General features: G+C 66.0%; 23 protein-coding genes. 17 read left to right on the forward strand and 6 right to left on the reverse strand.

Going from position 1 to position 21,103, the window contains the following annotated elements; genetic code table 11:
• The first annotated feature begins 1 nt into the window (after position 1).
• A complete protein-coding gene (locus AWC12_RS11785; protein ID WP_085174440.1) occupies positions 2-1,018 on the forward strand; it encodes a zinc-dependent alcohol dehydrogenase in 1,017 nt (338 codons plus the stop codon).
• 20 nt (positions 1,019-1,038) lie between these two features.
• Here AWC12_RS11785 and AWC12_RS11790 read toward each other — a convergent pair whose 3' ends face one another.
• Positions 1,039-1,608 (reverse strand): TetR/AcrR family transcriptional regulator, encoded by a 570-nt coding sequence (locus tag AWC12_RS11790; RefSeq protein ID WP_036464974.1) that lies wholly within the window; start codon positions 1,606-1,608, stop codon positions 1,039-1,041.
• Positions 1,609-1,683: 75 nt separating this feature from the next.
• Between AWC12_RS11790 and AWC12_RS11795 the strand changes: the two genes are divergently transcribed.
• From AWC12_RS11795 to AWC12_RS11810, 4 genes are all read left to right on the forward strand, one after another.
• Positions 1,684-3,483 (forward strand): ABC transporter ATP-binding protein, encoded by a 1,800-nt coding sequence (locus AWC12_RS11795; RefSeq protein WP_085174444.1) that lies wholly within the window; start codon positions 1,684-1,686, stop codon positions 3,481-3,483.
• Positions 3,484-3,494: 11 nt separating this feature from the next.
• Positions 3,495-4,001 carry a hypothetical protein gene (locus tag AWC12_RS11800; RefSeq protein ID WP_085174446.1) on the forward strand — a complete coding sequence of 169 codons (507 nt, stop codon included), beginning with the start codon at positions 3,495-3,497 and terminating at the stop codon, positions 3,999-4,001.
• A 60-nt stretch (positions 4,002-4,061) separates the two neighbouring features.
• Complete coding sequence (locus AWC12_RS11805) at positions 4,062-4,502, forward strand: DoxX family protein (protein WP_085174617.1); 441 nt, start codon at positions 4,062-4,064, stop codon at positions 4,500-4,502.
• 127 nt (positions 4,503-4,629) lie between these two features.
• On the forward strand, positions 4,630-5,040 hold the full coding sequence (locus AWC12_RS11810; protein ID WP_085174448.1) for a RidA family protein: 411 nt from the start codon (positions 4,630-4,632) through the stop codon (positions 5,038-5,040).
• Positions 5,041-5,068: 28 nt separating this feature from the next.
• Here AWC12_RS11810 and AWC12_RS11815 read toward each other — a convergent pair whose 3' ends face one another.
• Positions 5,069-6,001, reverse strand: coding sequence for an AraC family transcriptional regulator (locus tag AWC12_RS11815; RefSeq protein ID WP_085174450.1), 933 nt, complete (start codon positions 5,999-6,001; stop codon positions 5,069-5,071).
• Positions 6,002-6,082: 81 nt separating this feature from the next.
• Here AWC12_RS11815 and AWC12_RS11820 point away from each other — a divergent pair, with 81 nt between their 5' ends.
• Genes AWC12_RS11820 through AWC12_RS11835 form a run of 4 tightly spaced genes read left to right on the forward strand, consistent with a single transcriptional unit; the run spans position 6,083 to position 8,032 of the window.
• Positions 6,083-6,916 carry an NAD(P)H-binding protein gene (locus AWC12_RS11820; RefSeq protein WP_085174452.1) on the forward strand — a complete coding sequence of 278 codons (834 nt, stop codon included), beginning with the start codon at positions 6,083-6,085 and terminating at the stop codon, positions 6,914-6,916.
• Positions 6,916-7,332, forward strand: a complete 417-nt coding sequence (locus AWC12_RS11825) for a pyridoxamine 5'-phosphate oxidase family protein (RefSeq protein ID WP_085174619.1) — start codon at positions 6,916-6,918, stop codon at positions 7,330-7,332. Before AWC12_RS11820 ends, AWC12_RS11825 begins: the two co-directional genes overlap by 1 nt.
• Positions 7,333-7,380: 48 nt before the next feature.
• Complete coding sequence (locus AWC12_RS11830; protein WP_234813978.1) at positions 7,381-7,614, forward strand: AbrB/MazE/SpoVT family DNA-binding domain-containing protein; 234 nt, start codon at positions 7,381-7,383, stop codon at positions 7,612-7,614.
• The gene (locus AWC12_RS11835) at positions 7,598-8,032 is read left to right on the forward strand and encodes a type II toxin-antitoxin system VapC family toxin (RefSeq protein ID WP_085174456.1); all 435 of its coding nucleotides are present in this window, start codon (positions 7,598-7,600) and stop codon (positions 8,030-8,032) included. Before AWC12_RS11830 ends, AWC12_RS11835 begins: the two co-directional genes overlap by 17 nt.
• Before the next feature lie 167 nt (positions 8,033-8,199).
• Here AWC12_RS11835 and AWC12_RS11840 read toward each other — a convergent pair whose 3' ends face one another.
• Positions 8,200-9,777 (reverse strand): phospholipase D-like domain-containing protein, encoded by a 1,578-nt coding sequence (locus tag AWC12_RS11840; RefSeq protein WP_085174458.1) that lies wholly within the window; start codon positions 9,775-9,777, stop codon positions 8,200-8,202.
• A 357-nt stretch (positions 9,778-10,134) separates the two neighbouring features.
• Here AWC12_RS11840 and AWC12_RS11845 point away from each other — a divergent pair, with 357 nt between their 5' ends.
• Positions 10,135-10,557 carry a hypothetical protein gene (locus tag AWC12_RS11845; RefSeq protein ID WP_085174460.1) on the forward strand — a complete coding sequence of 141 codons (423 nt, stop codon included), beginning with the start codon at positions 10,135-10,137 and terminating at the stop codon, positions 10,555-10,557.
• On the opposite strand, the gene AWC12_RS11850 is transcribed toward AWC12_RS11845, so the two are convergent.
• A complete protein-coding gene (locus tag AWC12_RS11850; RefSeq protein WP_085174462.1) occupies positions 10,535-11,161 on the reverse strand; it encodes a TetR/AcrR family transcriptional regulator in 627 nt (208 codons plus the stop codon). The genes AWC12_RS11845 and AWC12_RS11850 overlap by 23 nt on opposite strands.
• Before the next feature lie 105 nt (positions 11,162-11,266).
• Between AWC12_RS11850 and AWC12_RS11855 the strand changes: the two genes are divergently transcribed.
• From AWC12_RS11855 to AWC12_RS11865, 3 genes are all read left to right on the forward strand, one after another.
• Complete coding sequence (locus tag AWC12_RS11855; RefSeq protein ID WP_085174464.1) at positions 11,267-12,010, forward strand: SDR family NAD(P)-dependent oxidoreductase; 744 nt, start codon at positions 11,267-11,269, stop codon at positions 12,008-12,010.
• Between the two features lie 64 nt (positions 12,011-12,074).
• Entirely contained in the window at positions 12,075-13,010 is a 936-nt protein-coding gene (locus AWC12_RS11860) for an alpha/beta hydrolase (RefSeq protein WP_085174466.1), read from the forward strand.
• 138 nt (positions 13,011-13,148) lie between these two features.
• Positions 13,149-14,225, forward strand: coding sequence for a helix-turn-helix transcriptional regulator (locus AWC12_RS11865; RefSeq protein ID WP_085174468.1), 1,077 nt, complete (start codon positions 13,149-13,151; stop codon positions 14,223-14,225).
• 270 nt (positions 14,226-14,495) lie between these two features.
• Here AWC12_RS11865 and AWC12_RS31900 read toward each other — a convergent pair whose 3' ends face one another.
• Both AWC12_RS31900 and AWC12_RS11870 read right to left on the reverse strand, forming a co-directional pair.
• A complete protein-coding gene (locus tag AWC12_RS31900) occupies positions 14,496-14,624 on the reverse strand; it encodes a hypothetical protein (protein WP_268786514.1) in 129 nt (42 codons plus the stop codon).
• A gap of 121 nt (positions 14,625-14,745) precedes the next feature.
• The gene (locus AWC12_RS11870) at positions 14,746-15,450 is read right to left on the reverse strand and encodes a TetR/AcrR family transcriptional regulator (RefSeq protein ID WP_085174470.1); all 705 of its coding nucleotides are present in this window, start codon (positions 15,448-15,450) and stop codon (positions 14,746-14,748) included.
• A 111-nt stretch (positions 15,451-15,561) separates the two neighbouring features.
• On the opposite strand from AWC12_RS11870, the gene AWC12_RS11875 reads away from it, so the two are divergent.
• From AWC12_RS11875 to mhpA, 4 genes are read left to right on the forward strand one after another with little or no spacing between them, the layout of a single operon-like run.
• Positions 15,562-16,704 carry a VOC family protein gene (locus tag AWC12_RS11875; protein ID WP_024446472.1) on the forward strand — a complete coding sequence of 381 codons (1,143 nt, stop codon included), beginning with the start codon at positions 15,562-15,564 and terminating at the stop codon, positions 16,702-16,704.
• Complete coding sequence (locus tag AWC12_RS11880; RefSeq protein WP_024446471.1) at positions 16,701-17,639, forward strand: fumarylacetoacetate hydrolase family protein; 939 nt, start codon at positions 16,701-16,703, stop codon at positions 17,637-17,639. The genes AWC12_RS11875 and AWC12_RS11880 overlap by 4 nt, the downstream gene beginning before the upstream one ends.
• Positions 17,636-19,522 carry an acyl-CoA synthetase gene (locus tag AWC12_RS11885; protein WP_085174621.1) on the forward strand — a complete coding sequence of 629 codons (1,887 nt, stop codon included), beginning with the start codon at positions 17,636-17,638 and terminating at the stop codon, positions 19,520-19,522. Before AWC12_RS11880 ends, AWC12_RS11885 begins: the two co-directional genes overlap by 4 nt.
• Positions 19,519-21,102: a bifunctional 3-(3-hydroxy-phenyl)propionate/3-hydroxycinnamic acid hydroxylase MhpA gene (gene mhpA, locus AWC12_RS11890; protein ID WP_085174472.1), complete on the forward strand. Its 1,584-nt coding sequence runs from the start codon at positions 19,519-19,521 to the stop codon at positions 21,100-21,102. The genes AWC12_RS11885 and mhpA overlap by 4 nt, the downstream gene beginning before the upstream one ends.
• The last annotated feature ends 1 nt before the right edge of the window (position 21,103 follow it).

Raw genomic sequence — 21,103 nt, forward strand, 5'->3', positions numbered from 1 at the left:
CATGAAGGCCGCACGGCTGCACGGCATCGGAGATCTGCGCGTCGGCGGCGAGCCCGAACCCGGTGAACCGCCGCCGGGGTGGTCATTGCTACGGGTGACCTCGGTGGGCATCTGCGGCTCCGACCTGCACTGGTTCGTCGACGGCGGCATCGGTGAGAACCGGATCGAGCATCCGGTGGTGCCGGGCCACGAGTTCGCCGCCGTCGCGATGACCGGGCCCTATGCCGGGCGTCGCGTCGCGGTGGATCCCGCGATACCGTGCCAGAAGTGCGAGATATGTCTTGCAGGCCAGCACAACCTTTGCCCCACAGTGCAGTTCGCCGGACACGGGTCCGTCGACGGTGCACTGCAGGAATACCTGCTGTGGCCTGATCAGCTGCTGTACCCGCTGCCCGACGAGCTGAGCGACGATGCGGGCGCGCTGCTGGAACCGCTGGGTGTGGCGATCCACGCGGTGCGCGTCAGCCACCTGCGGCCAGGCGCCGACGTGCTGGTGATCGGTGCGGGCCCGATCGGTCAGTTGGTGGTACAGGTGGCGCGAAAGCAGGGCGCCGCCAGAGTGTTCGCCGTCGAGCCGTTGGTACACCGAAGGCTGTCGGCCCTGGGCGCCGGCGCCGATGCGGTGTGGTCGTCCGCCGACGCAGCCGACGCGGTGCGCGACGCGACCGGCGGCCGGGGTGTCGACGTCGTCATCGAGGTAGCCGGCACCGACTCGGCCATTGGTATCGCGGTCGCCGCCGGGCGGCCGGGCGCCAGAGTGGCGCTGGCGGGTATCCCGTCCGAGGACGCGTCGTCTTTTCCCGCCGCTGACGCGCGCCGCAAGGGCCTGACGTTTGCGATGGTGCGGCGCATGCTCGACACCTATCCCGACGCGATCGCGATGGCGTGCGACGGGATAGACCTCGACGCTCTGGTCACTGACCGTTATGCGCTGACCGATGCCGCCAAGGCATTCATCGCGGCGTCGGAGCGGCGCGGTGACAAGGTCGTCGTCGCGGTGTCACACAGCTGCGGATGACGAACGGTCGATCGCAAGCGTCAATCTGACTGTGCGCGAGCCAGTTTCGCCAGTGCCGTCCGGCACATCTCTCGGGTCTCCCGGCGAGGTTGCTTACCGTGCCGCACGTCGTAGTGGGCTGCCGTCAACATCGACCACGTTGCGCCGACCATGAACACCGGGGTGAACTGCGTGTCTACCGTGCCATCGCCCTGACCACGCTGGATGACGGCGATGATCCCCTGATCCGCCTCACACTCGAAGTCGTCGAGGTCGTAGTCCTCTGTCGCTCGCATCCACCATCCCAAACTGTCGAGGCGCTCCAACATCTCGTCGACGATGCGCAGGTAGGCCGCCAACCCGGTGCCTTCCCCGGTCCGAGCCGCCCGCACGGCTTCCTCGTACTCGGACTCGACGAACCCTTCGATGCCCTCGGTCAGCGCGGCGCGGTCGGGGAAGTACCGGTTCAGGGTGCTTCGTGCGACGCCCGCCGCCTTGGCGATCTCACCCATGGACGCTGCGGTGTTGTCGGTCAGCACGTCGATGGCCGCCGAGAGCAAGGCCGCACGGGTGCGGTCGCGCACTCGCATCGGTCGGCCAGTCGACGACATGCGTCTATCGTGCCCGATATGTCGATAGCGGGACGCAACTTGACGAAAATCGGACATAAATGTCCCAATTAGTGCATGTCCGCCGCCGCTATTGCCGACGCGCACGCCCCGGTACAGCCCACCAAGCTGTCCGTGCTGTGGGGGTTCGCCCGGCCGCACAGGGCGAAGCTGGTCTTTGCTCTGGTGTTGGGGTTGGGCGTGTCGGCGGCCGAACTCGCCACGCCGCTGGTGACCCGGTGGGTTCTGGACTCCATTGGCGCGCAGGGGAGCCGGTTCATCGGACCGATCCTGCTGCTTGCCGGTTTGATCGTTGTGGGCACCATCTTGAGCTGGCGGCAGTGGGTGGTCCTGGGGACCTTGGCCGAGGACGTCGTCTACGACGCCCGCCAGGGTATGGTCCGACGGTTTCTGCGTGCGCGGCTGATACCCCTGCAGTTGCGACCGGGTGGTGAGCTGGTGACCCGGGTGACCAGCGACACGGTGCTGCTGCGCGAGGCGGCATCGTCGAGCGCAGTCGGTCTTGTCAACGGCACCATCACCATCGTCGGCACCTTGGTCTTGATGGTCTACCTCCATCCCTTGCTCGGGGCAGTCACCATCGCGGCCATCGTGCTGATCTCGCTCATTTTCGCGACGCTGATGCCCGCGATAGGGCAAGCGCAGGAAGACGCGCAGGGTTCGCTGGGCCGGCTCGGTGGCGTCCTCGAGACCACGCTGCGTGCCATCAAGACCATCAAGGTCGCTGCGGCCGAGGAACGGCAGTCGAAAGCGCTTCTCGTGCTTGCCAAGGACTCGCGCGAGCACTCTCTGCGTGCGGTGCGCAGAGAGGCGCTGGTGTGGAGTGTGGCCTTCTCCGGAATCCAGGTTGCGACCCTCGTGATCGTCTGCGGGGGTGCCTATCTGGTGGCGGCGGGGCAGCTCACCATGTCGACTCTGGTTGCCTTCCTGCTCTATGCGGTCGGCTTACTCGGACCCACCATGGAATTGAGCAGCCATCTCACGACGCTGCAGGCCGGGATAGCCGCGGCGGGCCGGATACGGGACGTGCGATCACTGGACCTGGAGCACAGCGACGACAGATCGGTGAACAATCAGGGGCGGCGCTCCGACGAGGCGCCGGCCATCGCAGTCGAACACGTCAGTGTCCGCTATCGGGGCGAAGGGCCGCCTGTACTGCGCGACGTCAGCTTCGAGGTGCCTCGGCACGGCCACACCGCGATCGTGGGGCCGTCAGGCGCGGGCAAGACCACGATCTTCGCCTTGATCCTGAAGTTCATCGAGCCCGAGGCAGGTCGTTTGACGATGTCGGGCGTCACCTACTCGGACCTTGGGATCGCGGGTGTTCGTGCTCGTCTCGGCTATGTGGAGCAGGACAGCCCCCTGCTGCCCGGAACGCTGCGGGACAATCTCATGTTCGCCAATCAGTCGGCGTCGCAGGCAGATATCGATAACGTGCTCCAGCAGCTGCGACTGACTGACATGGTCTGCGGACTCGAGCAGGGACTCGACACGGACGTCTCGGCGGTGACCGTCTCGGGCGGGCAGCGGCAGCGCATCGCGCTCGCGCGGGCGTTACTTGCCGAACCCGACGTGCTTCTGCTCGACGAGGTCACCGCGCAGATCGATGGCCTTTCCGAGACCGCGGTTCACGACGTCATCCGTCATCAGGCGCGCGAACGCGCGGTACTGACGATTGCTCATCGCCTCTCGACCGTCGTCGACGCCGACACGATCATCGTCATGGACCGCGGGCGCATCGTCGACCACGGGCGCCACGAGGATCTGCTGGAGCGCTGCGCGCTGTATCGGCGCCTTGTCGACTCGCTGCGTCTCGACGCTGCTGACCGGGACGCCGTGCAGTCAGGACAGCGATGAGGAAAACATCAATGTTGAAGTGGTTGTCCGCCAACGATATCTACGGCGGAGTGATCGGAACGGTGTTCGCCAGCGCCACGCTCGCCGCGATCCCCATCGGGGCACCGCCCGCCTACTCAGCGGGCTGGGTGGCCGCCAGCGTCGCGATTGCGGCGCTGACGAGAAGCTACGGACAGCATGTCTCCACCCACCAGGTGAGTACCACCGCCAGCCTCTGGAAGGATCTCGGATCCTCGATGCTGACTGGCGTGCCCATGGTCCTCGCCGCAGTACCGACGCTGTTGGCCTTATGGATCGCACACCTGACCGGATGGCGCGACGACTCCGTGGCCGCAGATGGATCACTGACGATCGGCTACACATCCGTCACCCTGATGGTGAATGCGGGACTGCTATTCGCCTGGGGCGTGGTGGCGGGGCGTATCAGTGGATACTCCCGTTGGGCGGCATGCGCTGTCGGGCTTGGCAACACCTGCCTCGGAGTGGCGGTCATCGTCATCAACCTGGTCATCAAATGACCTGGCTCCCTTTCCACTCAACGCGACTTCGCAGCAACACGTCGAAAGGAAATGTCTGACATGGAACGTTACCTAGATGCGCGCTTGGCTCCGATGACCCCGTACGTGCTGGCCGCCTTCCGAGTTGTGTTCGCCCTGATGCTGGCCGTCCATGGGACAACTGCTCTGTTCGGCTGGCCCGCAGGGGAATCCGCCGGGTTCGGGGTTTGGCCGTATTGGTACGCCGGTGCCATCGAACTCGTGTGCGGAGTCCTGATCGCCCTAGGAGCGGCGACCAGGCCGGCGGCGTTCCTGGCCTCGGGAACGATGGCTTTCGCGTACTTCATGGGCCACGCGTCGATGAGCTTTTGGCCCGCGGTCAATCAAGGGGAGCCCGCGGTGATGAACTGCTTTGCGTTCCTGCTGCTGGTGTTCACCGGACCGGGCGCTTTGGCCCTCGACACGGCGGTAAGCGCCTCAAAGGCATTGGTCGACCGGGACGGTCGTGCCGTGGAACGATGATCAACGAATCGCTGCCCGGGTGAGTGCGATTCTTCATGGGCGGTCCGGTGCGGACTGGATCGACAGATCCCCGTGACTGCAACCGTCCCCGCCCACCGTCCCTGACGACAACCCACAAGGAGCGCCCGTGTCTGTCCGGTACTTGTCGCCCGACGGGCTGACCCAGCCCGTTCCGTACCACCACGTCGCCGTCGGCACCGGCACCCGCCACGTGCACGTGAGCGGGCAGATCGCACGAACAGCGGACGGAACGCCGGTCGCCACCGGCGATCTCGCGGGGCAGGTCGCGCACGCATTGCGCAACACCGCGATCGGGCTTGCCGCGGCCGGCGCGGCATTCACCGATGTCGTCCGATTGACGTTCTACGTCACGCAGTGGGCACCTGAGAAGATCGCTGCGTTCATGGCCGGAGTGGAGCAGGTGGCCGCCGAGATCGGGCTGCCGACACCGATGCCCCCGGCCTCCCTGATCGGAGTGGATTATCTGTTCGAGCCCGACGTCCTCGTCGAGGTCGAAGCGACTGCGATCTTGGATTGAGCTCAGGCGCAGGGCATGTCGGCGCGACTCATGCGCCTAGTGCCTCGCGCCGGAAGTCGCGCGGGTTCATGCCGCGCACGCGCTTGAACGCCGCACTGAACGCGAACGGGTCGGCATATCCGACCGAGCGGGCTACCTCGGCGATCGAGGACGTCGGTTCGTCGACCAATCGGTCCACCGCCAGCGCCATCCGCCACTGCGTCAGATACGTCAGCGGGGCCTCGCCCATGAGATCGGAGAAGCGTTTCGCCAGCGTGGACCGGGACACTCCGATGCGTTCGGCGAGTGCTTTGACCGTCCATGGTGCAGCGGGCTCGTCGTGCAGCAGGCGCAGCGCGTCGCCGACCACCGGATCCCGCTGAGCCACCCACCAGGCCGGCGGCTCACCGCCGGGTCTGTCGAACCACTCCCGGATGGTGCACACCAGCATCCAGTCGAGCAGTCGATCGAGCACGACCTGCTGACCGGGTACATCCATCGCGACCTCGGCTGCCAGATGGTCGAGGACGGCGTCGCCCGTTTCGGCTGCCCCCACATGCAACACGACCGGTAGGGCATCGAGGAGGCGGCGGCTGATCTCGCCACGCACGGGATAGGCGCCCACAATTAAAGTCGTTGCACCGTCGCTGTTTCCGCTGTCACTCCACCCGAGTCGGTGGCGGGTGCCGCCGTGCTCGGGCGTCGCGCAGAATTCGCCGCAGGCGATCGGTTCGGCTGCGGTGTCGAGGTCGTCGACAAAGGTGAAGGTGCCCGGTCCGCGCACCAGGACGGTCTCATGCGAGTCGAGGCGTTGCGGCGCTCCGTCCTCGGGGACGATCCACCCGCCGCCGCCGAGCACCGCGCACAGCGTCAGCGGTGCGCCGTCCACGAAGTGCAGCGCCCAGGGCGGGGTCAGGAGCGAACTGCCGAACAGCGAGCCGTGCGCTCGTACACCCCGGAATAGGTCACCGAACGCATCCATGTGCCCAGGTTAGACGATCGCCCAGGTTTTTCGGCTTTTCACCCATGTACTCGTCCGACAGAAGCGCGTTGACTCGACGTCATGAATGATTCAACGACTCTCGTCCTGGGGGCGAGCGGTAAGTCTGGACGACGGGTCGCGGCCCGGCTCCGGCTGAAGGGCCTGCCCGTCCGCGCCGTCTCGCGCCGCAGCGAAATTCCGTTCGACTGGGCCGATCCGAGCGGCTGGAACGCGGTGTTGCAGGGTGTGAGAGCCGTGTACGTCGTGCCGCCGGCGGTGCCCGGGCCGGTCCACGAGTTCGCGGCGCAGGCGACGGCGGCGGGCGTGCGCCACCTCGTTCTACTCTCTGGCCGCGGCGCCGATGACTGGGGTGATTCGTCGTTCGGGCGCGACATGCGCGACGCCGAGGACGCCGTAAGCGCCTCGGACATTCCATGGACCATCTTGCGACCGAACAACTTCGCGCAGAACTTCGACGAAGAACTCTGGCACCAACCTCTGCTCGACGGTGAATTGGCGCTTCCCGCAGGTGATATCGGTGAGCCATTCATCGACCTGGAGGATGTCGCCGACGTCGCCGCGCATGTTCTCATCGACCCCGACCGGCACACGGGACGCGTCTACGAGTTGAGCGGGCCCCGGTCCATCACCTTCGAGGAGGCTGTCGATCTCATCTCCCGAGCCTGCGGCCGGTCGATCTCCTTCCGGCGCATCAACCCCCACGACTACGTCGAGGCACTCGTCGGACAGGGAGTTGATCGCGGCGGCGCCGAGCACGTCGCGGAGATGTTCGTGCTGATGGGCAGCGGTGTGATCGCCGAAACCACCGAGGACGTCGCCGCCGTGCTCGGGCGCCCGGCTCGCAGCTTCGAGGACTACGTGCTGCGCGTGGCGGTCACCGGAGCGTGGACGTGATGAGCGGTTTGACCGAGGAAGATCTGGAGTTGTTCCGGCGTCCGCTCTACGGCCTCCTGTCCACCGCCGACGGGCCGGTTCCGCCGCAGCCGCGGCCGGTGTGGTTCGAGGTCACCGAGTCAGGGGAGGTGCAACTGTTCAGTGCTCCGGATGCCGTGCGCGTGCGTCGACTGCGACGAGACCCGCGCGCATCGCTCGTCGTGACCGCTCCCGTCGGCGAGCGGGAAAGGTGGGTGGCGGTGACGGGCACCGCGACGGTCGCGGACGACGGTGCTCACGCGGTGCTGAAGCGACTCGCCGCGCGATACTGGGATCTCGATGATGCCCGCCGCGCAAGCGATCTCGCGGAGATGTCGGCCCAGCGGTGGGTCCGGATCGTCCTCCATCCCGAGACGGTGCACCGTTACGCAATGTGAGGCCCCGGAGGATCCATACCACTACCAAAACATTGGTATCCTTGCGGTATGCGAACGTCCATAGACAGGGCAGGACGATTGGTAATTCCCAAAGCGCTGCGGGACCAGGCGGGTATCACCGCAGGTGAGGTGGAAGTATTCCTCGACGGGGCCGCCATCCGCATCGAGAGTGTGGCAGCAGACGAGCTGGTCGAAGAAGACGGTCTTCTGCTACTGCCGCTCGGCGGGCCGAAACTGAATCCAGACGAGGTCAGGGAGCTGCGGCTTGCCGACCAAAGATGACATCGTACTGATCGATACCAGCGCGGCGCTCGCACTTGTCCAGCGCGAGAACCCCTTTCATGCCCAGGCCAGAAAGCGACTCCTCGACTGTCGGCGCGGAATGTCGGGCCACGCAGCGGTCGAGCTACTGTCCGTGCTGACCCGGCTTCCGCCCCCGCACCGGCTCAGTCCGGCGGCTACCCTGCGCCTCGAAGACACGAACTTCCCGGAGTCTCGTTTTCTGTCGTCCGCGGAGACCAAACGTGTCGTGAAGGAGATGGCCCACGCTGGTGTGACCGGGGGAGCGTTCTACGACGGTCTGGTAGGGGCAGCCGCACGTGCGCACCAGCTGTTGCTCGTCACCTGCGACCGTCGAGCCGAGCCGACATACCGTCTCCTCGGTGTCGATTACGAACTCCTTTCGCCAGCTCCACGTTGACGGTCGCCTGCGGCAGTGGGCCGATCGGGCACGTATACGTCGTGAGCGGGGATCAGCAGGGCCGCATATCACGAGCAGTTTGGAGGTGCCGAACCCGGCACATGTCGGTGTGGGTCGCGACGGTCGGCGCGGCAGGATCTATTCCTGCGGCAATGATGTCCTGGTGCTCAACTGTCCGGGTTGTCCCGCAGGGACTCCGCCACGTTGCGCAGCGCCGCCGCCGCGTCCGACAGTGATCGCACGGTCGAAACCGCTTGCGGTGCAAGGCGGGTCAGCGGCCAGAGCGCCGCGCCGGTGACCAGGGTGAGGACGCCCTTGGCCACCGATTCGGGCACACTCGGGGGGTCCATCAGATCGTTCTCTGCGAAGGGGCCGGCGTCGGCCGACGTTTGCGTCCGGGTGAATTTGCGCAGCGACCGACCAGCGGTGCGCAGCGCATTGACAGCGGCGAGAAGTGAACCCTGGCTGTCGATTTCGGCGCGAAGGACTTTGACCGAGACACCGAGATGTTCGGCCAGCAGATCATCCCTGGCGTAGGCGATCTCGTCGGAGATCATCGCGTGGTCCGTCGAGCCGGGCACTGCCTCCAGCGCGATGTCACACTCGCTGTCGAAGCCCAGCGACCGGTTGTTGAGATTCGACGAGCCGATCCGCAGCAGACGGTCATCGATCACCATCACCTTGGAGTGGATATAGACGGGAACACCGCCGCGGGATACCGGCCAATACACGCCTAGACGCCCGTGGATATCCGCGTCCCACAGCAACCGAAGCAGGCGCTGCCGGGCGCTGTCCATCGACTGCTGTTCCAGCCGGCTCTCCGAACTTCGCGGCAACACGATGATGACCTCTGGCCCGTCCGGTTCTTTCAGACGCGCGGCCAGCGCCTCGGCCAACGTGCGAGCAGCCAAATATTGGTTCTCCAGGTAGATCACTTCTTTGGCGGCGGCGACCGCGGCCATGTTGAGCGCCTCGACCTCGCGTACCTCTTCGCGTTGCGGGAGCGCAGGCAGCGTTCTGGCGATGCCGATCTCGACGTCGCGCAGCGGCTTCCGAACACCGCGTGGCCAGATCTTGCGTTGCGTGGTGATCGGCTCGAGTTGTTCGCCGGTAGCGGTTTCCCAGCGGTAGCGGGCTTGTTCGGCGAGCGCGCGTGCTGCATCGCCGTCGCAGACTGTCGCGACTTCGTGTCGCGGGCCGTAGAGTTGCCCGGCTCCCTTCCTGCGCGAGTCGTCGCCGAGGTGCTGCCGTGTATCCCACCGGCCGAGGGTCAAGTCGATGCCGCCGCAGAACGCCACGGTGTCGTCGACGACCACGATCTTCTGATGGTGGACTGCCCCGGGTGGATGTGCGCCGTCGACCGCAAAGTGCATACGGGGCGACGTGACGAGGTTGAGCAGGCCGACCGGTGCGATGCCGAACCAGAATCCGTCAAACGCCGCCAAGAGGCGCAGATTCGACTTGAGCAGATACACCCGGAGGTCGGGCCGGCGCCATACCAGCCAGTGCAGAAACGGTCCGAGGTGGTTGGGCCCGGGTAGTGATCCGCCGTCAGCCTCGAATGCGGTCCGGTAGTCGAAGTCCCATCCGATCAGCATGATCCGGTGCTTGGCGCGCAGCATCGCCGACTTCACATCCGCGAGGTAGTCGGCCCCGTCGACGATGCGGCTGAAACGGTCGGCACGGGCGGTTCGCCAGCAGGTGTCGCCAGGCTGCAGGATGCCGCTATCAGAGCTGGTGCGCATGGTGTGTCCTCAACTGTGTGTACGTCCATAGTCACAGTCGCGTCGCGGCGACCCAACCGAACGTCCTTTCACCGTGGTGCGCCTCACAGTTAATGCTGGTAGGTCATGAGGCTGCAGGACAGAAGGGCCCTGATGCTTGCGCAGAATGTAGACCGAGGCCTGGCTGCGGCCGCCCCGGCCGAACGAGGACGGGCACACGGGGGAGCTGCATGCGGTTCGGCGTGTTGAATCATGCTGAGCTGCCATGGTTTACCGAATCCCAGATTATCGAGTACGTGCCGCGCGGCTGTATTGGAGACAAGCCGCCGGGCAGGCCCTACGATCCGGATGTTGCACAGTCAAACTTTCGGGGGGAACGTGAGAAAAGGCAACGTCTTCGCCGTCGTGATCGTCTGCGCCGGGGCCTCGCTAGGTCTGGCCGCGCAGGCTGCAGCCGACGGTCCGGTGTTCAACGGGACGTTTCGCTTGCAGACCCAAGACGGCTCAACCAACACGTGGGTCGTGACGCCGTGCGGTTCTGCTTGCGCGCACGTCGTCAGCGACAGCGGGCACGTGAACGCCGACGCGTGGCTCATGGATGGGCAGTGGACGTTCACCTACACGCACCCGATCGGGTGGGACTGCGAAGACGGCACCGATGCGCCGGCGACACGACGGGTGTCAATCGACGCAGCGACTCTTCATGGCACGGTTTTCCAGGGGCCGGACGATGTGTGCGGGGAAAGCGACGTAGTCGATGAGCCGTTCACCATCACCCTCAATCAGGTTGCCGCTCAGTAGCAATTAGTTTCGCCAGCCCGGCCAGCGCCACGTCGACGATCGCGTCCAACTTGTCTCGCGGCACTCCCGCCGCGGCGTGCACTGCGAGCCCCTGCCCCACCGTCACGGCGTATCCCGCAAGGGTGGCCGCGTCGATGCCGTCGGTGCCTCGAGAGAGATCCTGCGCATTGACAAGTGCGTTGGTAACGGCCTCCTCCAGGCCGCGACGATAGTCGGCGAGAAGGCGCGGGATGTGGGCGTTGTCCGGACCACAGGCCAAGCCGCCCTGGATGGACAGACAACCCAATGTCCCGTCTGTGGCCGCGTCGGCAACGGAGCGCAGGTAGGACTTCAGCACCTCGTACGCAGTAGATCTGCCCAGCACCGCAGTCAATTGCTGTCGGTACAGCAGCCCGTAACGTTCCAGTGCCAGGGTGAACAGCTTCTCCTTGCTACCGAAGACGGCGTAGAGGCTTGGCTTGTTGATTCCCATGGCCTGCGTCAGCTCTGTCATCGACGCGCCTTCGTATCCAAGTCGCCAGAACGTGTCGATAGCAGCGTCGAGCGCCTCGTCCTCGTCGAAGGCGCGAGGTCGGCCTCCGCCATTGCGCTGATCTGCGCTCATGGCGCGATCTTAGTCCTCTGATATCGCGACGAACTGTCCGCCTACCGAACGGTACAAAACCATGTAAAGTGCGATCAAACCGAACGGTACAAAATAGGAGGCGTCATGTCGGTGCTGGCAGGGAAGACCGCGTTGGTCACCGGAGCCACCTCGGGGATCGGACTGGCGGCAGCTCGCGCCCTCGCCGAGGCGGGTGCCTACGCGGTTCTCGTGGGCCGGCGCGAGGACGCGCTCAAAGAGGCCGTAGCAGACATCGGTGCCGATCGGGCTAGCCACATCCGCGCCGACGTCACCGACCAATCCGACCTCGACCACGTCGCATCCACCATCGAGGCGACGGGACGCAAACTCGATGTCGTCTTTGCCAACGCAGGCATCGCCGAGATGGCGGCACTGGGAGACCTCACCTGGGAGCACTACACGAAGACGTTCAACACCAACGTCGGCGGAATTATCGCGACTATCCAGGCTGCGCTGCCGCTTCTGAACGACGGTTCCTCGTTGATCCTGTGCGGCTCGGCGGGCGATGTGAAGGCGTCACCCGGGATGAGCGTCTACGCCGCCTCCAAGACCGCCATTCGTTCCCTGGCCCGCAGTTGGGCAGCCGAACTCGTCGACCGCAACATTCGTGTCAACGTCATCGCCCCGGGCGTCACGGAGACACCTGGCCTCGCCGACCTGTTCTCCGGCTCCGGTGACGCACTCGCGGACCTGACGTCCTCCATACCCATGAAACGCCGTGCGGCACCAGAGGAAATCGGCGGTGTGGTCACCTTCTTGGCGTCGAGTACGAGCTCGTTCATGACCGGCTCCGAGATCTATGTCGACGGCGGAGCCAGCCAACTCTGAGCTGGCGGAAGCATCTGGCCCGGTGACGGGTTAGCACTGCAGGACAACGATCAAAGGGAGCTATATGACGGTGCGATCCGTGTCCGTGCCGAGAGGACAACTCACGCTTGCCGCCGACGTCCACCTGCCGGCTGATTTCGACGGGTCGGCGAGTTATCCGGCCGTCGTGCTGTCCACCCCGGGCAGCAGCGTCAAGGAGCAGATCGGAGCCAACTACGCGACGCGGCTTGCCGCACGCGGCTTCGTTTCGGTGGTCTTCGACTCCGCCTACCAGGGCGCGAGCGGCGGCGAGCCACGCGATCTCGAAGATCCCTATCAACGTGGCGAGGACATCTCGTACGTCATCGACGCCCTTAGCGTCATGGATGGTGTCGACCCGGGCCGCATCGGCGTACTCGGGATCTGTGCAGGCGGTGGGTACGCGGTGTACACCGCCCGCACCGATCACCGCATCCGGGCGGTCGCGACCGTCGTTGGCGGCAACATGGGTGACTCGTGGCGCTCCGCGGCGTTCGCTCCCGACGGTCCCGCCAAGGCGCTGGACGACCTCGCGCTCACCCGCCGCCGGGAAGCCGAAACCGGCGACATGGCTCGGGTCAATTGGCTTCCTGACACCCTCGAAGACGCCGCGGCGGCAGGTATCACCGACATCGACAACACCCAGGCGCTCACCTACTACCGGACCCCTCGGGGTTCTCATCCGCGATCAACGAACCGTCGCCTGGTTCGCAGCGACCCCCTGCTGCTGGGCTATGACGCATTCCACCTCGTCGACCAGTTGCTGACGCAACCACTGCAGGTGATACTGGCCGGCCGCAAGGGCGTGACGAAGTCCTATGAAGCAGGCATGAAGCTCTGGCGAATGGCGCCCAATCCGGCCGATCTGCTGATCGTCGAGGGAGCGGGTCACTACGAGATGTACGACGTACCCGAATACGTGGACCAGGCCGTCGACCGTCTGGCGACCTTCTACGGCAGGCACCTGGCCGGCGCCGACTGAATGACTACTGCGTAAAAAACCGCGCGCGGAGGCGCCAAAGTCTCACCCAAGGGCGGTGACCGGGCTACAGTTCCCAGCCAACCGCAGGTGGGAGGGGGCGCCGATGCCGCGAAGTTGGGTAGACCGTCGGAGTCGGCAATGGTCACGATCGACGATTTCTCGCGCGTAGTCTCTGCCATCTACGCGTCGTCGATCCGGTCGGAGAACTGGACGTCGGCGTTGACGGAGATCAGTCGGCTTCTCGGCGCGACCGGATCGGGACTGTTCCTCGGCGCCGGGAGTTCCCGGTCGGTGATGGCGATCACAGTGCCCGAGGAGGTGAGCAGCCGCTACCGCGAGCACTACTACGCGATCGACTGCGTTCTGGATGCGGTCGAGGACGGTCCGGTCGGTCTGATCAGAGGCGGGCCAGAGCTGGTGGCGCTGACGAAGCACTCGGAGTTTTATGCGGACTTCATGCGTCCCTACGACATGTGTGAGGGATTGTTCCTGAGGCTGGCGGTCGGCGCGATTCCGACGAGCTTCCTGGCCGTGGCCCCGGAACGGGCTAAGCCGTTCGAGACGGCCGAGCGGGTCAAGTTCCTCAGCGCGATCGTTCCGCACCTCCAGCAAGCCCTCCACACTCAGAGCCACTTCTCGGAGCTGGCCGCCCGTGCCGATGACGTCAACGCAGTCATCGAAACATCGCGCCACGGAATCGCCCTCGTCGCGGTGAATCACGATGTGGCACAGATTAATACGGCAGCCGAGCGAATCTTCAATGCGGACGACGGATTGTGTGTGCGCTCCCGGCGCATCGCGTCTCTGTGCGGATCCACCAGCGACCTTCTGTCCAAGAGCATCAGCCGTGCGTGCGTCGCACAACCCGACGGCGCTCGCAAAGGAGAATCACTCACATGCGGCCGGCCATCGGGAAAGCGCCCGTACATCGTCCACGTGCTGCCGATGACGTCCGGAGCAATGGTGATGATCGTTGATCCCGACCTCGAACCCGAGCCGCCAAAGGCACTGCTGCTGCGGTTGTTCGGCCTGACCAACGCGGAGGCCGACGTAGCGTTACGCGTGATGCGCGGTGACGGCCTCACACCGATCGCGGATGATATGGCTTTATCGCTCGCGACGATCAAGACTCACCTGCATCACATCTTCGACAAGACCGGTACGCACCGGCAAGCCGAACTCGTGCGGTTGCTCCTGGCGATCAAACCGGGGTGAGCCGTCCTAGCCGAGCCGTGGTCCCGGGACCCCCGGCGGGCAGGGGCCGGCAAGGAACAGCGACCAGCACCAACCCGGCGGGAGCGGTGGCGGCGGAACTCCAACACCTTGCCCCGGCGGAGGTCCAGGAGGATTCGGTCCGTCCCAGATGTTCTGCGCGACATTGCCCTGCCCGTGATAGACGAACCAGTACTCGTGGCAGATGCCTTCGTCCCAGCGGACAGGGTTGAACTTCTTGTTTCCGGTCTCGACCGGCGGATCACCGGGGCATCAGGTGTAAGGCCCGCCCGGAGGGACTTGGGCCTCGGCCGTACCGACGGCAACACTCATGGCGCTTCCGGCGAGGGTGGCGGAAATCAACGCTCCGGCGATGTAGCGCTTACGCGTATGTGCGGACATGTGCTCTTCTCTCGTTCTGCCGCGTCGGCGGCCTCGTGGAGACAAATACACAGCGCCGGATGGCTACCGATCCCAAAAGTGCCCAACCTGCCGCGAGACGTCTCGTCCCTACGCCGTGGGTTCAGGCGTCGGGCGATACGGCAATGGGCCAGTCGGCGGGGGAATCGCGCAGGGCGGATATGTCAGGCAGCGGCTTTCGGCACATCGCCCTGGCCTGGGCCGAGGTCATACCCAGTGTGCGCAGCAACCTCTCCGTCACCTCGTCGACGGTGGCATCCGTCTCGCGGTCGGGGCGCTCACGGAGCAGGGTGGTGAGGCCGACGAGCATGCCCCCGGCGATGGCCAGCCCGAGTTCGGCATCGCTGATGGTGAACCGGCCGCGGTCGATTGCCGCGGCGATGTCGCGCAGCGCTCGGGGGGACAGTCCACGATCGGACAGGATGAGCGAACCGCCGTTGGCGAGCAGGAGCGCGGCCTCTTCGGGGCGATAACGGAACAGCCTACCCGTCAGCCGGAAGTTGGTCGCGAAAGCCTCGGCGGGATCTTCCATCGAAGCGGTGAACACGTCGAGCAAAGCGCCGAGGTTGTCGAGGGCGTCGGTGATCGCCGCATCGAACAACTCCTCCTTGCTGGAGAAGTGGTTGTAGAAGGAACCCATGCCGACGTCGGCGGCTTGGGTGATCTCCAGGATGGGGGCGTTCAGCTTTCCTTCGGCGATGAAGCGTTGGGCCGCACGGACCAGCGCACCGCGGGTTTTCAGCTTGCGCCTCTGCAGGCGGTTCGCCGAGCCGAGGGGCGACGAGACGTCGCGCTCCTGCACGTTCATGGGCCGAAGATACCAGGCCGGTTCAGAGTTGAGGATTTCGTCAGAACTGGTTGACTGACGATCGCGTCGTATGTGACGATTTCATCAGAAAGTCTGAGAGGAGGCCGAGCGGTGGCACAGGCAGTGACATCCGTATCCGACGGGCATCGCAATCTGCACAGCGAACGCGGCGCGTTGGCCGGCGAACACCCCGGGCGATCGCGGGACCCGATCATTCGGGTCGAAGACATCGCGTGGCTGGAGTTCGACAAACCCGACCTCGTCCGCGCCGAGGCATTCGCCCGCGCCTTCGGGTTCGGCATCGCTCTACGTCACCCCGAGGAGCTTCACCTGCGCGGGACGAAAGCGGGGTCGCCCTGCGTGATCGTCCGGCGCGGTCGGCACACCCGCTTCGCCGGGCTCGCGCTGCGTGCCGCCGACGAGGTCGACCTCGTGCGCCTGGCCGACAAGACAGGCGCCGCGTTGCATCCGCTCCCCGAATCGATGGGGGGAGTGGCGGTGCAGTTGACCGACCCCAGCGGCATGGCAGTCAAAGTCGTCGCCGGCATGCACACCCTGCCCGCCCATCCGGAACAGACACCACAGGTGCGCAATACCGGAATCAACGATGCGCGGCTCAACGCCACGGTGCGCCCACCGCGGGTACCCGCGCGTGTGCAGCGTCTGGGCCATGTCGTGCTGCAGTCCACCACCTATCTGCACACGCTGAACTGGTATCTGGACACGTTCGGCATGATCGTCAGCGATTTCCTGTTCTTCCCCGGACAGCGGGTCCGCGGACCCGCCATGAGCTTCATCCGGTGTGATCGCGGCACCACCCCTGCCGACCATCACACCCTCGCACTCGCGCTCGGGCCGGCGAACCGCTACGTCCACTCGGCCTATGAGGTCAGCGATCTCGACGCGCTGGCCGCCGGTGGTGAATACCTGCGCGAGCGAGGCTATTTCCGTTCCTGGGGAATCGGACGCCACATCCAGGGCAGCCAGCTCTTCGACTACTGGCGCGACCCGGATGGCTTCCTGGTCGAACACTTCGCCGACGGCGACATGTTCGACAGCACGCTCGAACCCGGCTGGGCCCCGTTCACCGCATCGGGTCTGGCGCAGTGGGGGCCACCGGCCACCAAGGATTTCCTCGACGCGAGCCCCCGCGCAGCACGACACCAAGTGACCTCGATGCTCAGCGCTCTTCGCAGTGACAACGAATTCGACCTCGACCGTCTCATCGGCCTACTGAAAGTTGCGACCCAATGACCATTTCCGTTCTCCGCACGACCGATGGCTGGTGGGTGCAGACAAGCACCGGTGCCGCCAAGATCTCCACCACCGCCGCCACAACCGGCGAACTCCTCGCCGACCGCGCGGCCATCGAGGCCGCCGCCGCTTCGGAGGGTTCTGTCTCCATCGACGAGCTGAGCCTGCTGTCACCGGTCACCACCCCGTGCCGGGTGATCGCCCAGATGACGAATTTCGAATCTCACGTGCGGGACTCGGGGATGGACCCGAAGACGGTGCCACTGACGTTCTTTCGGAAATCCTCCGCGTCGATCAGCGGCCCCTTCGACGAGGTCGTTCGGCCCTCGCACGTGAACCTGCTCGACTACGAGATCGAGATCGGGCTCGTGATCGGCCGCGACGTGCCGGCGGGCACCACCATCACCGATGCCAACCTCGCGGACTACATCGCGGGCCTGACGATCACCAACGACGTATCTGCGCGCGACATTCAGCTGCCGCAAACCCAGTTCTACGAAGCAAAGTCGTACCCGACGTTCACCCCGGTGGGTCCGGCGCTGGTGCTTCTCGATGCGGCAGAGCTGGCGCGCTTCAGCGATCTGCGGCTGCAACTGAGCGTCAGCGGTGAGGAACGCCAGAACGCAGTCGTCGAGGGTGACATGCTCTATCGACCCCTGCAGGCACTGCAGTCCCTCACCCGGTTCCAGGATCTGGCCGCCGGGGATCTCATCCTCACCGGAACACCTGCAGGCACCGCACTGACCGCCCCGCCCAAACCGATTGAGATGATCGGCAACCTACTGCCCCCCGCCGTCAAGTGGAAGGCGTTCTTCTCCCGGCAAGCCAACAATACGAAGTACCTGCAGCACGGCGACATCGTCGAGGCCTCCATCGCCACCGACGACGGCGCCCTGGATCTGGGCACCCAGCGATGGGCGGTACGGCACGCATGAGCGCAGACCTGTTGTGGCCCAATGCCCAATCGCCGGAGGACATCACCGCCATCGAGGAGATCCCGCTCGATCGCCGCGGCCTGCCGGCATGTACCTACGACGTCGTCCTACGAGCCGCCAGATTGTGGCCCGACCGTATCGCAATCACCGTGCTGCCCGACGGAACCGACTATGCGCGCAGCGCGCGCCGAACGTTCGGTGAAGTCGCCGCCGATGTGACACGCGCGGCAAAAGCACTCCGCCACTTGGGCCTTGATCGGCGCAAAGCGGCGCTGCTGATCAGCCCGAACTGCGACGAGCTGATCTCCGCCACCCTGGCTGCCGAGGCCGCAGGCATCGCGGTACCGATCAACGGGTCGCTGTCCGGCGAGCACATCGCCGAGCTGGCGCGGCTCTCGGGTGCCCGGATCTTGATCACCGCCGCACCCGAACTCGACCCCGCCGGGGTGCAACGCGCCGCCGCCCTCGCCGAAGCGGGGTTGATCGACAGCGTGGTCTTGCTGCGGCCCACGCTGGCCGAAGGCCCCCCGCCGCCACCGCCAGACCTGCCCGGAGTCATCGTGGTCTATCTCTCGGCACTGCTAGCAGAGTACGACGCCCAGCCACTCGACGACGACCACGCCGAATCCGCCGATTTGGCAGCGCTTTTCCACACCGGCGGCACCACCGGTATGCCGAAGCTGGCCGCGCACACCCACGGCAACGAAGTGGCCGATGCATGGATGGTCGCCCTCAGCGCCGACCTCGACGAGGATGCCGTGGTGTTCGCCGCGCTGCCGCTGTTCCACGTCAACGCCTTGATCGTCACCCTGTTGGCACCGCTGCTTCGCGGCCAGCCGGTGGTGTGGGCCGGGCCGCTGGGATACCGCGACATGGGCTTGTATCAGAACTTCTGGCGCATCGTGGAGCACTACCGACTCGCGGCGATGAGTGCCGTGCCGACCGTCTACGCGGTCCTCGCCCAGATTTCCGTCGACGCCGACATCTCCAGCCTGACTTCTGCGGTGTCGGGTGCCTCGGCGCTGCCGGACACCGTGCGCCAGGATTTCCTGGACGCGACGGGAGTGAGCCTGGTCGAGGGGTACGGGCTCACCGAGGCCACCTGCGCCAGCGCCCGCAGCTTCGTAGATCACCCGCGCGCGGGGTCGGTCGGACAGCGCATGCCCTACCAACGCGCCAGGGCAGTCGAGGTCGGCGCCGACGGCACCTGGCGGGAGCTGCCCGCTGGTCAGGTTGGGACGCTGACCATCAGTGGACCGACCGTCTTCCCCGGCTACGTCATCGCGCGTTCCGACGACGGCTATGAGCTCGACGGCCGCGGCGCACTGCGCGACGGCTGGCTCGACACCGGCGATTTGGCCAGCGTCGACCATGAGGGTTTCCTCTACCTCGCCGGGCGGGCCAAAGATCTCATCATCCGCGGGGGGCACAACATCGACCCCGCGCTGATCGAGGACGCGCTGCTCGCCCATCCCGACGTCACCGCGGCGGCGGCAGTGGCACGGCCCGATGCCCATTCGGGCGAGGTTCCCGTCGCGTTCGTCGCCGTGCGACCCGGCGCCACCGTGACCGGCGACGAGCTCACCGCCTTCGTCGGCGAGCGGATCAGTGAACGCGCCGCGATGCCCAAGACGGTCACCGTCGTCGACGCCATCCCCGTGACCGACGTGGGCAAGCCCTACAAGGTGCCGTTGCGCGCGACGGCCGCCGAACACGCACTGACCGACGCCCTCGCCGGCGAGCCCGGGGTGCTGCGCATCGCCGGTCGCGTCAGTACCGGTACGCCCCTGGTGGTTCTCACGCTGGAGCCCGCGGCCGACCGCACGGCCGTGGAACGGATCGTGAAGTCGTTCGCGGTGAACGTCGAGATTCACCAGCAATGACCACCGCAGCGAACGACGCACCGGCCGAACACGTCTCGGTTGTCGTCGTCGGTGGCGGGCCCACCGGGATCACGGCCGCGACTCTGCTTGCCCAGTACGGCGTGGATACCCTTGTGCTCGACCGGTGGCACGGGGTGTATCCGCAGCCGCGCGCCGTCCACCTCGACGACGAGGTATATCGCATCCTGGCCCGACTCGGCGTTGCCCACGAGTTCGCCGTCATCTCCCGCCCCGCTCGCGGGCTGCGGCTCGTCGACCGCGCCATGACGGTGCTATCGCAGTTCGACCGCGATACGCGGCTGACACGCAACGGCTTTCCGGCGGCCAGCATGTTCGATCAGCCGGAACTGGAAGAACTTTTGCGCGCCAACATGACCCGATACCCGCACGCGCGCCTGCGCGGCGACACCGAGGTGCTCGGGGTGACCCCGCCGTCGGGTACACGACCGCTGCGCCTGCGGGTTCGCGACCGCTGCGGTGACCAGGAGTCGGTGATCACCGCGGACTACGTGCTGGGTTGCGACGGCGCCAACAGCATGGTGCGCGCGGCGATCGGGGCGTCCATGCGCAGCCTGAAGTTCGATCAGCGATGGCTGGTGATCGACATCGAGACCGAGGCCGACCTGCGCCAGTGGGAGGGTGTGCATCAGCTCTGCGATGATCACAGGGCAGGCACCTACATGCGGATCGGCCCGACCCGCTACCGCTGGGAGTTCCGGCTCCTCGAGCGGGAGTCGGCCGACGACTACGCCACCCTGCCCGCCCTGCGACCGCTGATCGCTCCCTGGACTCGGAATGTCGTCGACGCCGAACTGCAAGTGATCCGTGTCGCCGAGTACACCTTTCGCGCTCAGCTGGCCGACCAATGGCAGCGTGGCAACATCTTCCTGCTCGGTGACGCCGCCCATCTCACACCACCGTTCATCGGGCAGGGGATGGGCGCCGGTCTGCGCGACGCGATGAACCTGGCCTGGAAGGTCGCCGGTGTGCACCGGGGCGATCTGCCGCCGGGGGCCCTGGACAGTTACCAGGCTGAGCGTCGCCCGCACGCCCGCCACATGATTCTCATGGCGCGCAACATCGGGCGCGCGATGACCTCCGGTGGTCGCATCGGTGCGCTCGCACGGGCTCTCGTGCTGACGCGGCTACACGTGGTACCGGGGCTGAGAGCCAAGCTCACCGATTCGCAGACTCCGTCGCTTCGGTCCTCGTCACTTGTCCGACGTACCCTGCGTACTCGTGGCGTCGCCGGAGCGCTGTGCCCGAATGCTCTGCTGGAGGCCAACACTCGCCTCGATGACGAACTGGGCTACGGATTCGGCCTGATCACCAGCGTCCCCCTAACCCCATCCCAGCGGCAGATGGTCACGGTCCGTGGGGCACGACCGGTCCTCGCCGGGGCGGGGTCGGAACTGGGCCGCTGGCTCGACCGCCATCGTGTTGCCGCGGCGGTGGTCAGGCCCGACCGAACCGTGCTGGCCGCGGGCCGTGACGTCAGCGCGGTGTGCCGGGCCCTTCCCGTGTACACGCTCGATCACTCGACCGCGCCAACGAGCGCGGCCCAGCCCGTGAAGGATTGAC

It is taken from the genome of Mycolicibacterium iranicum, assembly GCF_002101705.1.
Taxonomy (GTDB): Bacteria; Actinomycetota; Actinomycetes; order Mycobacteriales; family Mycobacteriaceae; genus Mycobacterium; species Mycobacterium iranicum.